We start from the raw sequence: 15,169 nt of genomic DNA on the forward strand, positions 1-15,169 counted from the left end.
AAAATAGTCGTTAAAACAAATACTCAGTAAAGAGATTGCCTAAAGGGCAAGGATTATACAACTTTTTCTTTTATTGGGCTATTAAATAATAGAAAGGAGTATTACAAACAGAATTATTGTATAGGCTATAGAGTGATAATAGTGTTTTTTATTTATTTTCAAATTAAAATCAATTATTTTAGATATTTTTTTAATTATTTAATAAATTTTTATATTTTTTCAATAAATGCTTGTGTTTTATAAATGATATGCTATTTTTAGAAAGTGATTTATAATACACAACATCATTTATTCTAACAACTAAATTCAGAGGATTATCTTATGCCAAATGCAAGTGCTATTGCTAATGTGTTTAAATTAATTGAAGAAAACAACATTAAATTTGTACTCCTTCGTTTTACTAATATAAAAGGAAAGGAACATGGTGTTTCTTTGCCAGTAAGTCTTGTCGATGAAGATTTATTTGAAGATGGGAAAATGTTTGATGGTTCTTCTGTTGAAGGTTGGAAGGCTATCAATAAGGCAGATATGTTATTAATGCCAATTGCTGAGACTGCGGTTGTTGATCCTTTTGCACAAATTCCTACGCTTTCTATTCGCTGTAGTGTTTATGAACCAAGTACAATGCAAAATTACGATCGTGATCCTCGTTCAATTGCATTGCGTGCAGAAAACTACATGCGTTCAACAGGTATTGCCGATCAAGCATTTTTTGGTCCAGAGCCTGAGTTCTTCTTGTTTGATGATGTGCGTTTTGGCTCATCAATGAATGGTTGTTCATATGTAGTTGACGATATTGAAGCTGCATGGAATACCAATAAAAAATATGAAGAAGGTAACAATGCTTATCGTTCATTGAAAAAAGGTGGTTATTGTGCGGTTGCACCAAATGATACTGGGCATGACATTCGATCTGAAATGTGTTTACTTCTCGAGGAAATGGGCTTAGTAATTGAAGCTCATCATCATGAAGTAGCAACGGCAGGCCAAAATGAAATTGCAAGTAAATTTAATACGTTAACGCTAAAAGCAGACGAAACTCAAATTTACAAATACGTTGTACAAAATGTTGCAGCGGAACATGGTAAAACAGCTTGTTTTATGCCAAAACCAATTGTGGGTGACAATGGTTCTGGTATGCACTGTAATATGTCATTGAGTAAAGATGGTAAAAATTTATTCCAAGGTGATAAATATGCGGGACTTTCTGAAACTGCACTTTATTACATCGGCGGTATTATTAAACATGCAAAAGCGTTGAATGCTTTTACAAACCCGTCAACTAACTCATATAAACGTCTAGTTCCTGGTTTTGAAGCTCCTGTATTGCTCGCATATTCTGCAAGTAATCGTTCAGCATCAATTCGAATTCCTGCGGTTACTAGTCCTAAGGCGATTCGTATTGAAGCTCGCTTTCCAGATCCAACAGCGAACCCATATTTAGCATTCTCAGCATTATTAATGGCTGGTTTAGATGGTATAGTGAATAAAATTCATCCTGGTGATGCAATGGATAAAAATCTCTATGATCTTCCTCCAGAAGAATTAAAAGATATTCCTGCAGTATCAAGTTCTTTAGAAGATGCTCTTGATAACCTAGAAAAAGATTATGAGTTTTTAGTGCAAGGTGGCGTGTTCAGTAAAGAGTTTATTGATACATTTATTGCAATGAAACGCTTAGAAGTTGAACGTTTGAATATGACTCCACATCCAGTAGAGTTTGAAATGTATTACGCATAATCGAGAATGTAAAAGAGCGGTTTTTAACACCGCTCTTTTTTACTGAAGTTCATAGCCGAATAGGTTTAAAACTGATTAACGGCTACGGAAAATAATGCGACCTTTACTTAAGTCATAAGGCGTCATTTCGACAGTTACTTTATCCCCTGTTAAAATACGGATGTAATTTTTACGCATTTTGCCTGAAATATGAGCGGTTAAAACGTGACCATTTTCTAGTTCTACACGAAACATAGTGTTAGGCAGGGTTTCTAAAATTGTTCCCTGCATCTCAATACAATCTTCTTTAGCCATTAATTCCTCTAATTATTTGAGTAATAGATTTAAATAAAAAACGGACGAATTATACTCTCTAAAACCAAATTAACAAAGTAGTTTGTGTGGATTTATCTGAAATAGAGATTAAATAAGATTAGGTTGAAAAGATTATCTTTTAATTTATGATATGGCTAAAACAAAATTACTGAAAACAATTTTATTTTTATGATGAAAATTCTTATTACGGGTGGAGCGGGGTTTATTGGTTCTAATCTTATTCATTATCTTATGAAAAAAACCAAAAGTGCGGTAGTAAATGTGGATAAATTAACTTACGCTGCTAATATAAATTCTTTAGAGCAACAGATTGAAAATCCAAATTATTATTTTGAGCAAGTGGATATTTGTGATTTTGATAAACTTAGAAAGGTTTTCGATAAACATCAGCCCGATGCAGTAATACATTTGGCAGCAGAGAGTCATGTAGATCGTTCTATTAATAGTTCATCAGCATTTATTCAAACAAATATCATTGGAACTTATATTTTGCTTGAAGTTGTGCGAAATTATTGGTCTCCATTAGTAAATGAGAAAAAAAAGAATTTTCGTTTTTTGCATGTTTCAACAGATGAAGTATTTGGAGATTTAGAATCTTCTACGTTACTTTTTACTGAGAAAACAGCTTACGCTCCAAGTAGTCCTTATTCTGCGTCTAAAGCTAGCTCCGACCATTTAGTAAGGGCGTGGCATAGAACATATGGAGTGCCTATATTAATAACGCATTGTTCCAATAACTATGGTCGTTATCAGTTTCCCGAAAAACTTATTCCCTTAACAATTTTGCATGCAATTCATGGTAAGCCTATTCCAATTTATGGCAGTGGGATGCAAATTAGAGATTGGCTATTTGTAGAGGATCATGTACAAGCTTTATATGAAGTGTTAAAGCATGGTTGTGTGGGAGAAAGTTATAATATTAGCGGAGGGAATGAACAATCTAATTTACAACTTGTTGAATCAATTTGTTCAATACTAAATAAATTGAAACTAGATGGTGACTTAAATGATTATCCTCAATGTGCAAAGATAGATGACTTTAATTCATTAGTTACATTTGTATCAGATCGTCTTGGGCATGATTTTCGTTATGGAATAAATTCAACAAAGATAGTTTCTCAATTAGGTTGGAAACCGAAAGCAAATTTTGAACAAGAATTGAATAAGACAGTAAATTGGTACATTAAAAATCGCGATTGGTGGCAACCGCACTTTAAATAGATTAATTAAAGCAATCTTTATTTTTTTATTTATATTTTCTTTCTTTTTATCAAAACGATATAGTAAGATCAGTGCGTATTTGAGATTTTAATAGGATTTTTATATGCAAGTTATACTTTCTCTTCAACCCGCAGATGAAATCTGGGGTAATAATGCTCTGTTGACTTTTTCTAATAATCAAGCAGTTGTTCATCTTAAATCAATTTCTGATTCTGTGTCTGTACAGAAAGCTGCGCGTAAATTGAGCAATCAAGGAATCAAAACACCTAAATTAATAGGTGAAGGTTGGAGCTTAGAAAACTGCTGGGCATTTTATCAAGGTTTTTATTCTGCAAAAAATCAATCACAAATTTGTTTTCCTACTTTAATAGAGTCTGACAAAGAAGATTTAGAAAAACGCATTAAGTGCGGTGATTTTGTTAGAAAAATTATTAACTTACCATCAACTATTATCACGCCTCAAGCTTTAGCAAAATGTGCAGCGGATTTCATCACTAATATTGCATTACAATACCAGTCAAAAAGTGCGGTTAGTTTTCAAATCATTTCAGGGCAAGAGTTGGAACAGCAGAATTATCAAGGTATTTGGAATGTTGGTAAAGGATCAGTAAATGATGCTGCGATGTTACAATTAGATTTTAACCCAACTCAAGATCAGAATGCTCCAGTATTTGCCTGTTTAGTTGGCAAAGGAATTACTTTTGATAGCGGTGGTTACAGCATTAAACCTAGTGATTCTATGAGTACTATGCGGACAGATATGGGAGGAGCAGCATTATTGACGGGTGCATTAGCAATGGCAATCGCATCAGGATTAACTAAACGAGTTAAATTATTTTTATGTTGTGCAGAGAATATGGTTAGTAATAATGCCATGAAGTTAGGGGATATTATTACTTACAGCAATGGTGTGACAGCTGAAGTTTTAAATACTGATGCAGAGGGACGATTAGTTTTAGCTGATGGTTTGATTGAAGCTGATAAACAAAACCCGCAGTTTATTATTGACTGTGCAACTTTAACTGGGGCAGCAAAAGTGGCTGTTGGTAATGACTATCATTCTGTCCTTTCTATGGATAATCAATTAGTTAGTGAATTATTTAAAGCGGCTGAACAATGTCGAGAGCCATTTTGGCGACTGCCATTTGAAGAGTTCCATCGTTCTCAGATTTCATCTTCTTTTGCAGATATTGGCAATGTAGGATCAGTACCAGTGGGAGCGGGAGCGAGTACTGCTACGGCATTCTTATCCTATTTTGTGGAGAATTATGCACAAAATTGGCTACATATTGATTGTTCTGCTACATACCGAAAATCTGCTTGTGACCTCTGGGGAGCTGGTGCAACAGGACTAGGTGTACAGACATTAGCACAACTTTTATTAACTAAATCGCAATAAAGGGAATGTTTATGCAACAAACATTATCTATTATTAAACCTGATGCTACTCAGCGTCAGTTGGTGGGAGAAATTTTAGCTCGATTAGAGCAAAATGGTTTTCGTATCGTAGCGATTAAAATGGTTCAATTAAATCAAGAACAAGCAGAAGGTTTTTATATAGAGCATCGTGAGAAGCCTTTTTTTGCTAGACTAATTGAGTTTATGTGTTCTGCTCCTATAGTAGTAGCAGTATTAGAAAAACAAAATGCTGTGCAAGACTACCGCACTTTGATTGGGGCAACAGATCCTAAAAATGCTGCTGAAGGAACATTACGCAAAGAATTTGCTATAGATGGACGTCAGAATTCTTTACATGGTTCAGATAGTATCGAAAATGCTGCTCGTGAGATTGCCTACTTTTTTGCGGATTCTGAAATTTTCTAAAAATAGTGTACTTTTTATGTACTAGATACCCGATAATATATCGGGTATTGCTATTTTACGTCGTTATATAAAGTTGAATTTTGTACAATAAATCTTGATATTTTAATAAAAAAGAGTATTATAGACGTCTAGATGTAAAAACGTCTGAAAATAATTTTGCAATAAAGGAAAAGCTATGTCTTCATATTTATTTACTTCTGAATCTGTATCAGAAGGGCATCCAGATAAAATTGCCGACCAAATTTCTGATGCGGTATTAGATGAAATCTTAAAACAAGATCCAAAAGCTCGAGTTGCTTGTGAAACTTACGTAAAAACGGGAATGGCATTAGTAGGAGGGGAAATTACCACTTCTGCATGGGTAGATATTGAAAATTTAACTCGACAAGTAATTTGTGATATTGGTTATCAACATTCTGATATGGGTTTTGATGGACATTCTTGTGCGGTACTGAATGCTATTGGTAAACAATCTTCTGATATTAACCAAGGTGTTGATCGTGCTGATCCTTTAGCACAAGGTGCAGGTGATCAGGGGATTATGTTTGGTTATGCAACTGACGAAACTGATGTTCTAATGCCTGCAGCGATTACTTATGCTCATCGTTTGATGGAGCGTCAAGCACAAGTTCGCAAAAATGGTACGCTAAATTGGTTGCGACCTGATGCAAAAAGTCAAGTAACTTTGAAATATGAAAATGACAAAATTGTAGGTGTTGATGCCGTTGTGCTTTCAACGCAGCATTGTGATTCAGTCAGTCAAAAAACTGTTCACGAAGGCATAATGGAAGAAATCATCAAGCCAGTATTACCAGCAGAGTGGTTATCATCAAAAACTAAGTATTTTATTAATCCAACGGGTCGTTTTGTTATTGGCGGACCTATGGGTGATTGTGGTTTAACAGGACGTAAAATTATCGTAGATACTTATGGTGGAGCTGCTCGTCATGGTGGTGGTGCTTTTTCAGGCAAAGACCCATCAAAAGTTGATCGTTCAGCAGCTTATGCCGCACGTTATGTAGCAAAAAATATCGTAGCAGCAGGTTTAGCTAAACGTTGTGAAATTCAACTTTCTTATGCTATTGGGGTTGCTGAACCAACTTCAATTATGATTGAGACCTTTGGCACATCTAAAGTGAGTGAAACTTTATTAGTGAAATTAGTTCGTGAGTTTTTTGATCTTCGTCCTTACGGTTTGATTAAAATGTTGAACTTAATTCAACCTATTTATCGTCAGACAGCAGCTTATGGTCATTTTGGACGTGAGCAATTCCCTTGGGAAAAAGTGGATCGTGCTGAAGAATTGCGTTTAGCCGCGGGTCTGAAATGACTTAAAAGTGCGGTCATTTTTAAAGTCGAAAAATGATTATAAATTTGTAAAAATCGAAAGAGAGCTATACGCTCTCTTTTGTCATATACAGGGATTGAACTATGAAAAGTTAGAATAATATTGTAGCTAATAATGATTAGAATTTTAATTTGTTATGTCCTTAATTATTTAAATTACTGAATCAAAATTTTGTTCTCTCGGATAGAAATAAGCATATTATTAGAACTTATTTTTATTTTTAACTGGTCTTACCATTGACCTAGATAATATATAGTAAAATGTGACGCATTTTAGGATATGGAGCGTTTTATGCCAAAAAATAAATATAATAAGGTAAATATTCTATTTTTTTGTTATTTGCTAGTACTCTTTTTTATATTTCCTTTCATTGTTCAAGCGAAAGAAAGCAATCCTTTAACTGAAGAATTATCTCGTTTAAAAAATCAACAACATTTTGAAGATGTTAACCAAAATCTTAGAAAAGCAGAGCGTTTTTTAGAAGATAAGCAAGCAGATCAAAAAAAGCCTTCTGTTGACTTAATGGAAAAAACTACATTACAAAAAATTACTAAAATTACAGTTGATGTTGGTGGCGAAAAAGTTTCTTTGGATTTTGATAAAGTGATAAATAATTATCTAAATCAACCCCTATCGACTAAAACAGTTTTTGCTTTAACAAAAGAATTAACAGAAGTACTATATCGTGCTGGTTATGTAACAAGTGCGATTGGTCTAAAGTCATCAAAAATAACTAATGGTGAAATTCAATTTATTGTTCTTTGGGGAAAAGTTGATGATATTTTAGTAGAAAGGACTGCACCGACTTTATTTAAAGATAGAGCAATGATTTTGGCTTTGCCTGATTTAAAAGGCAAACTTTTATGTATTTATGATATAGATCAGATGATAGAAACACTAAATACAACTAATAAAACAGCGAAAATAAGTGTAGTTGCTGATGATAAGAAAGGATTTTCTAATCTTAGTATCGATAGACAAAGAAGTTATTATCCACAAATTATATTTGGATTAAACAATTCAGGTGCGGGAAATAATGCTAATGGGCGTAATCAAGCAACTTTAAATATTTCATGGAGTGATATTTTAGGAACAAATGATCGTTGGAATTTTTCAACGGGTCACCGTTTTTATAAAAACCGTAGTAACAATAGGCAGAATAACTATTCTTTATCTTACGTTCAACCTCTATCTTTTTCTTCTTTGGAAATTAAATTATCCGAATCTAGCTATGAAAAATTATTGATTGGTCTTCATAGCATTAACCCTACTAGTGGAAAAACTCAAGCAACAGCAATGAAACTATCTCATACTTTGTTGAGAAATAAAGAAACTATATTATCTATGTATGGGGAGCTTGAATTTAAAAGACGCTTTAGCTATTTTTCAGATATTTTAATTGGAAAATATCATAATAATAAGCTGAATTTAGGGTTATCTTATATAACTAATTTAGGTCATGGGAAACTTTATAGTGATCTTTCTTATTCAAATGGTTTGAGATGGTTTAATGCAAATTATTCTGCATATGATGAAAGTCGCGAAAAAACATTAAAACTTATTTCAGGAAGTATTAACTGGAATAGACCTTTCTTTTTTCTTGATAGACCAATGACATATCAATCGCGTTTAGGGATGCAATATAGCTTTGATAGCGTGTATTCTGAAAATCAGTTTTCAATTGGTGATGAATACACGGTAAGGGGATTTAAGGGCGGAGTTGGTTCTGGAGATAGTGGAGCATATTTATCTCAAACAATAACGATCCCTTTTTATCCAGAGAAAAGTTATTTATCTCAGATTAGCCCTTTTGTTGGTATTGATATAGGTAAAGTTTATTCAAAACGACCGCACAATATAGATACACTTATTGGATTTGCTTTAGGTGCTAAAGCCCAAATAGATAAATTTTCGTTGTCGATTACTTATGCAAACCCTATAAACGGAGTTGGCTCTTTTGAAGACAGTACTAAGAAACCCGTTTATTATTTTTCAGGCTCAATTTCATTTTAATTTTAATTTTTTATAGGATAGAGGAACATTATGAATAAGAATTGTTATAAACTTATTTTTAGTAAAACAAAAGGTTGTTTAGTCCCAGTTGCAGAATGCATTAAATCAGCAGTAGATAATGGTTCTTCTGATTCTGTATCAAAAAAAGCAGAAGAACAAACACCAATTAATAATTATCCACTATCAAATGTTTTTTTATCAGTAAAAACATTTTTGAATCCTGTTTCATCCGCAATATGTCTTAATTGGAAAACGGTTTCAATATTGATTGTTAGCATGGTTTCGACGCCTAATTTTGCACAATCAGCTGACTTAGAAAATAAACCAGCTTTAACTGATATTACAAATGGTAATATTAATATTGAATTAGATAATGAGTCTAATGGCAAAGTTCAATTACATCAAACAGAGAATAAAGTTATTATCGTTGATATTGCTACTCCAAATAAAAACGGGATTTCAGATAATAGATTTCAAAAATTTAATATCGAAAATGGAGCAGTTTTTAAAAATAATAAAGATCAACAGCGCTCAGAATTAGTGGGTTATTTAGAAGAAAATAAAAATCTCACAGGTGAAGAAGCTAAAGTTATTTTAAATCAAGTAACTGGTAAGGATTTAAGTAAAATTGAAGGTGCTTTAGAGGTTTTAGGTAAGCAAGCAGACTTAGTTATTGCTAACCCTAATGGTATTAATTTGAATGGTGTAAAAACTATTAATTCAAGTCGTTTTGTGGCAACAACGAGTGATAAGATTGATCCAGATAAAATGCAATTAAATGTTACTAAAGGAACGGTAACAATTGACGTAAATGGATTTGCAACAGATAACTTGCCTTATTTAGATATTGTTGCAAAGAAAATCGAACAAAAAGGTTCTATTGGAAATAAAGATAATGTAAAGAATAATTATCAAACAAACATTACATTTGTTGCAGGTTCTAGTGAATATGATCTTAATAAACATGAAGTTACCAAGAAGAACGGAGTTGCATCTAATGATGAAGTTGCAATTACTGGTGCTAGTACTGGCGCTATGTATGGCAAAAATATTAAATTAATCGTAACAGATACAGGTGCAGGGGTAAAACATGATGGCATTATTTTATCTGAAAATGACATCAAACTTGAAAGTAAAGAAGGCGATATAGATCTTGGTAATAAAGTTCGAGCTAAGAAAAAAATTGATTTAGGAAATGCAAAAAGAGTAACCGTATCTAATGAAATTAAAGCGGAAGAATCTATTACATTAAAAGCTGTCGATGCTAAATTAAAAAATGAAGGAAAATTAGCTTCTAAGAAAGTTGAAGTTAAAACAGATAATTCACTTGTATTAGATGATAAAACTAAAATTGTGGCAACTGATCTGGATCTTAAATCAAAGACATTAACTAACCAAGGTCGTATTTATGGTGGAAACGTAAAAATTGACACTAATAAATTAGTTAATAAAAAAGAAATTTACGCTGATAAAGATCTTGAAATTAAAACAAAAGGAAAAAAAGTAACTGTTTCTGTGGGCGATAAACAAAGTGCGGTAGTTAAAGAAGAAATAGTTGCAGATTTAGATGTTGGATTTGATAATCAGGGAGCTATTGCGAGTAATTCTAAAGCTAAATTGATTTTTAAAGATGACACAAGTTTTGTTAGTAAAGGTAATAAATTTATACAAGCAAAAGATGATTTATCTATTGAAGCTAAACATGTAATTATCAGTGAAAACGATGAGCTTCAATCCGCAGGTAAAGTAACTATTGATGCTAAGGGTAGTGTTGTTAATAATGGGATATTAGCGAGCGGTCAAACTCTTACTATTAATGCGAAAGCTGGCAATATTTATAATAAAGAAGGAATATTAGGTGCTCGTGAGAAATTGATATTATCTGCAAAAGGAAATAATGCGGATGATAAAGTTTCTGTGGGTAATATTATTAATGAAGCTGACTCATTATTGCATTCTGAGGGTGAAATAGAACTAGAAGCAAATAATACGGTATATAATTTAGGTAATATTTTTGCTAAAAGTGATTTGACAGTAAAAGCACATAAATTAGTAAATGATGTTCAATTATCTGGTTCTGTTGAAAAATCCACTAAATCATCTAAACCTATCCGATATCGTCGAAGTGATATTGCAAATCATGGTTGGCATAATAATTTTTATAACTTAGATATTAACCCTATAGAATTTGGCAAGTCCACTACAAAAGTTGAAAAAGCAGGATTGATTCGAGCGGAAGGTAATTTTAAGTTTATAAGCAATAAAAAAGATAACCAAGAAGCACAAATAATTAATCATGGTGTTGTTAATGTTAAAGGAACGTTTAGTTCTGATACAGATAAAATTGTTAACTCGATGAAGCCGTTTGAAGTAAACATCTTGACAGAATTTTTCAAAGCAAAACAAGATATTACTTTCTATTATCAACCAAAAGCCCGAGTGTTTTTAACAGGTTTATCAGGTCAAGCAAGTAAAAAATTTGATTCTTTAGAAGCGTTTTTCGATGGTTTGTTTGGGTCTCGTGAGATTTTAAAATCTAGCACTTATCATGCAGATAATTCGCAAGCAATGCTCTTGTTAAAAGATATACAATCTCCAACTTTCCAAAAGGCAATGACTTTAGTGTTTGGTGCAGACTGGCGAAATAATTCTCATGAGCAGTTATCTAAGCGTTGGAATGAATTCAAAGAAAAACAGGACGCTAATTTCACCTATCTTCCAGAAGAAAAAGCGAAATTCCTTGCAAATAAAATTGAAGGAACTGTAAAAACGTTAGAAAACGGTCAAGTTGGCAGTTTCTCTGAAACGGAGCAAATTACAGTAGGTAAACATAAATTTGACTTAAATAAAGTTGAATTTAAACCAGGAGTTGCTCAGACAGAAAATTTAAATGACAACAATATTGATTTATCTGCTTTATCAGATCTTTTATCTATACCAAATCTTTTCATTGATAATAGCATTCAGTTAGATAAAACATTTGAACCAGAAGAACTTGATGACGAAGATGAATCTTTATTGAAAACACAAAACGATGAACCTGATTTACTCAATCCAAATGAATTATCAACTAATGGAAAATTATTAGATAAGTTGTTGAAAGAGATTGGTGAAGATATTCATGTTACGCCAGAACCAGAAGAGGGTGAAGAAGAATATCGTCATACTGAGTTTCAAACAAGTGAACGTTTTGATTCTTTACCTGATGATGTTCAGAAACGACTAACTGAAAAATTTAATCAATTAAGACAGCAAGCCCAAGAAGAGCGTGTAAAACAAGCTGAAAAAGCAAAAGCTCAAAAAGAGCAAGAACAACAAGAACGTCATCAGGGTTATAAAATCGAAGAGAAACGTCAACAGGATAGTCAAGTAGAGAAAGAAAAAGAGCTTGCTAAGATTGCGGAAGAAAAAAAGAATCAAGATTTAGAAGAACAGAAATTGAATCTTCAAATTGAGAAAGAAAAGCAACAACAAGCTTTAGAAAAAGAAAAACAGAAACAGAAAGAAGTTGCTAATGAAAAAGAAAGAGCTGAAGAAAAAAGACGAATTGAAGAATATAAAAAATCTTTAGCGGAGGATCAAAAAGTAGCGGCTGAACTTTCAAAAAATCGTTTTTTAAAAGATGTTGATGATTCTCGTCCTAAAGTGGATACAGATCCTCTTTATAGAACAAAATTAAGCTACATTAACCAAAATGATTATTATGGGTCAAAATATTTTTTGAATAAAATTGGCTCAGAAAAACCGTCTAATGAGAAAGTGGCGGTGATTGGTGACAATTATTTAGAGCATCAGTTAATCACTAAATCTATTGAGAAAAAAGTTGATAATCATTTGTCATTAAAATACAAATTAAATGATGCTCAATTAGTTAAAAAATTAATAGATAATTCTTATTACGAGTCTCAAGAGCTAGGTTTAAAAGTAGGTGAGGCACTAACAAAAGAGCAACAGGCACAACTCAAACAAGATATTGTTTGGTATGTTAAAGCTAATGTTAATAATAAAGAAGTTTTATTACCGCAAGTTTACTTTTCAGATAAAACATTAAGAGATGCTGAAAAATTTAAAGGACTTGGTGATGCTGTTTTACGTGCAAATGAAATAGAGCTAAAAACTCAAAATACTTTAAACGGTGGCACTATTTCTGGGGCAAATATTGATATTGAGGCCAAGAATAAAATAAAAAATAAAGGGGATGTTTTAAGCGAAGGAAAATTACGTCTAGTTGGTCGAAAAGGTATTGATAATATCTCTCGCTCTTATGTAAACGATAATGGAGATGTTAACGTTCAGCGTGCTCGAATAAAAACAGATGGACATCTACATCTTGAAACAGAGCTTGATTCTGATATTAATTCTCAAGGTTCTGACATTAAAGGGAAAACAGGATTTGTTAAATCTCGTAATTTTAATACTACAGATTCTCATGAAACTGAATATTCCAGTAAAAAAGGTCGTATTTTTTCAAAAAAAGGTGAAAATATTGGCTACTATACAGAAACAAGTCAAAAAGCAAGATCGGTTGGGTCAAATACAGAATTTGATCATTTGCATTTAGCAATAAAAAATGATGTTAATCAAGTTGGAAGTAAAATCAAATCAAGAGTTGTAACTGGCGTTGTTCAAGGAAATTATAATACAAAAGCAGGAGAAAATGCTCAGTATGTGGAACGCCATGAACGCTTAGAACAACAGTATTCGTCTGGACATATTAGTGGCGGAGGTTATACGATTGCTCATGAGTATGATAGTAAAGATGGGGATAGAACAAATGTAGGAGGACTTACATCTAATACAGGAGCTGGTTTCGGATTTGGTCTTTCTATAGAAGATAGTAAAGAGAAAGAGAATTTATTAACTCATACAAATAGTGATTTGCAAGTTGAACACGGTATTTTACATGTGTTGAAGAAAGCAGAATTAGGTGGAGTAGATATTAACAAGCATAAATTCTCAAATTCACAAGGGGCTGAAACACAATCGGAACAATCTAAGCAAGCCAATGCAACAAAACAAGCATCTTCTGATGAGATGACTGAATCAACTGTAAAAGAAGGGGCTAAATTTAAAACATTATCTAAGAGTGAAGTTGAAGATTTAATGACCGAGAAGTCTTCAGATTTCTTTAACAAATATGAGAAATCTCCTGAAAAATCGGGCTTTGAGTTATCAGCAAAAGAAATCAAATCAACTAAACAAAAAGATGAATATCACCTTGATTCTGAACGTTCTGTATTCAAATTTGGTTTTGAAACGGAAGGACATTCTGCAATTGCAGATGCTACAAGCCATTTAGCAAAACAATTTGTTGATTCTCAAAGAGGAGTTAAACAAGATGGAACAGTTGCTTTGCAGCATGTTAGCGACATTGCAAACATTGTTACAGGTGAATTAGTTGGAGGTTCGTCTAAGTTTGGGTTTGAACGCAATTACGAAACACGAAAAGTAACAGAAACAGAAGATATACGTACTAAAATTGCGGGTAATATAACTCTTTCAGCCTATGGTGGAGATCTACAGCTGAAAAATGTAGAAAGTGATGCTAATAGTACTTTAACGCTTAAGGCTAAGCGTAATGTCAATGTGATAGATGGAGATAAAACAAAAGAAAGTATTGAAAGACAATCTCGCCAAAAATTAGCGGTCGGTTTAAATTCTGGATGTAGCATAATGGGGGCAGGGTGTAGCTTAGGTATCTCAGGATCTGTTGAAGGTAATGAAGGCTTTACTACAGAGAAGTCTATAACTCACAATAATAGTTTACTTAGAGCTAAAAATTTAAAAATCGCTGCAGGTAAGGATCTTAATTTAATTAGTTCAAATATTAAAGCCAACCACTTAGATTTACATATAAAAGGTAAAACTAATGTTGTTTCAAAACAAGATTCTTTTGACAAGCTTCATCAGGGGGTTGATTTCAGTGCTTCAGCAGGTGTTGCTCTTTCTAGCTCTACAATTATAAAAGGAACAGGAAGTCTTGGTGCGGGTTATACTCATGAAGTTGAGAATAGCAAACTTATTAATCAACAAGCAGGTATTACAGCGGATAAAATTACAGGTGAAATAAAGGATTTAAACCTAACGGCTGGTCATTTTATTAATAAAGATAAAAATAGCGGTTTCCGAGTATTAGGAAATGTTAGCAGTGAAAAACTTGATGATAATCATCATAAAGATGGTGGTTCCGTTGGTGTATCAGTTGGTATTAATGAACGAGGTGCTTCTTCATTTAATACGCGAGGAGGACGATCTGAACAGAAACATTATACTGCAACACAGCAATCAGCTATTTCAGGAGTCGATCTTAAAAATTCTAAAATTATCGGTGAGATTGTTGATGATTTAACTAAGACTAAAAGAGTTAATCGCAATGATGTATATGCCAGTACGCAATTTAACTTTGAAGTTGCAGATTTAGTTGAATTAGGTCAGAAAGCTAAAACGAAGTTACAATCTAAACAGCCTAAGACAGATAACGATAGTGAATTATTAACTCACAGAGTGGTTTCATCAGAACAAACGGTAGAGATGGTAGATAATCCACTTTATGATTCTATTCAAGGTAAAAATCGTTCTAATGATAATGAAACTTACAGCACTATAGGTGATGTCAACTCCGATATAGCACGTAAATCGAAAGCACTAGCGGAACATATTTACGAAGAAGTGGGAGCGGGACCTTATAGTACGTTAAGTGAAGTAAAT

Annotated in this window: 8 protein-coding genes; 7 read left to right on the plus strand and 1 reads right to left on the minus strand. The window is 32.9% G+C overall.

Annotated elements, in window-relative coordinates:
* Positions 1-321: 321 nt before the first annotated feature.
* Positions 322-1,740: a type I glutamate--ammonia ligase gene (glnA, locus tag ACFQ02_RS08630; RefSeq protein WP_380821842.1), complete on the plus strand. Its 1,419-nt coding sequence runs from the start codon at positions 322-324 to the stop codon at positions 1,738-1,740.
* 75 nt (positions 1,741-1,815) lie between these two features.
* Here glnA and infA read toward each other — a convergent pair whose 3' ends face one another.
* Entirely contained in the window at positions 1,816-2,034 is a 219-nt protein-coding gene (infA, locus tag ACFQ02_RS08635; protein WP_049356144.1) for a translation initiation factor IF-1, read from the minus strand.
* 189 nt (positions 2,035-2,223) lie between these two features.
* Between infA and rfbB the strand changes: the two genes are divergently transcribed.
* The 6 genes from rfbB to ACFQ02_RS08665 all read left to right on the plus strand — a co-directional run.
* Positions 2,224-3,276, plus strand: coding sequence for a dTDP-glucose 4,6-dehydratase (gene rfbB, locus ACFQ02_RS08640; protein ID WP_380821846.1), 1,053 nt, complete (start codon positions 2,224-2,226; stop codon positions 3,274-3,276).
* A 103-nt stretch (positions 3,277-3,379) separates the two neighbouring features.
* Positions 3,380-4,675, plus strand: coding sequence for an aminopeptidase PepB (gene pepB / locus ACFQ02_RS08645; RefSeq protein ID WP_380821849.1), 1,296 nt, complete (start codon positions 3,380-3,382; stop codon positions 4,673-4,675).
* Positions 4,676-4,680: 5 nt separating this feature from the next.
* A complete protein-coding gene (gene ndk, locus ACFQ02_RS08650; RefSeq protein WP_380821852.1) occupies positions 4,681-5,100 on the plus strand; it encodes a nucleoside-diphosphate kinase in 420 nt (139 codons plus the stop codon).
* Positions 5,101-5,275: 175 nt separating this feature from the next.
* A complete protein-coding gene (metK, locus tag ACFQ02_RS08655) occupies positions 5,276-6,430 on the plus strand; it encodes a methionine adenosyltransferase (protein WP_380821855.1) in 1,155 nt (384 codons plus the stop codon).
* A 309-nt stretch (positions 6,431-6,739) separates the two neighbouring features.
* The gene (locus ACFQ02_RS08660; RefSeq protein ID WP_380821858.1) at positions 6,740-8,461 is read left to right on the plus strand and encodes a ShlB/FhaC/HecB family hemolysin secretion/activation protein; all 1,722 of its coding nucleotides are present in this window, start codon (positions 6,740-6,742) and stop codon (positions 8,459-8,461) included.
* Between the two features lie 30 nt (positions 8,462-8,491).
* On the plus strand, positions 8,492-15,169 hold a 6,678-nt coding region (locus ACFQ02_RS08665), incomplete at its 3' end, for a two-partner secretion domain-containing protein (protein WP_380821861.1).

The organism is Seminibacterium arietis, from assembly GCF_042675725.1.
Classification (GTDB): Bacteria; Pseudomonadota; Gammaproteobacteria; order Enterobacterales; family Pasteurellaceae; genus Seminibacterium; species Seminibacterium arietis.

Coding starts and splice junctions, on each gene's coding strand:
- glnA (WP_380821842.1), top strand. CDS start 322: ATGCCAAATGCAAGTGCTATTGCTAATGTGTTTAAATTAATTGAAGAA.
- infA (WP_049356144.1), bottom strand. CDS start 2,034: ATGGCTAAAGAAGATTGTATTGAGATGCAGGGAACAATTTTAGAAACC.
- rfbB (WP_380821846.1), top strand. CDS start 2,224: ATGATGAAAATTCTTATTACGGGTGGAGCGGGGTTTATTGGTTCTAAT.
- pepB (WP_380821849.1), top strand. CDS start 3,380: ATGCAAGTTATACTTTCTCTTCAACCCGCAGATGAAATCTGGGGTAAT.
- ndk (WP_380821852.1), top strand. CDS start 4,681: ATGTTTATGCAACAAACATTATCTATTATTAAACCTGATGCTACTCAG.
- metK (WP_380821855.1), top strand. CDS start 5,276: ATGTCTTCATATTTATTTACTTCTGAATCTGTATCAGAAGGGCATCCA.
- ACFQ02_RS08660 (WP_380821858.1), top strand. CDS start 6,740: ATGCCAAAAAATAAATATAATAAGGTAAATATTCTATTTTTTTGTTAT.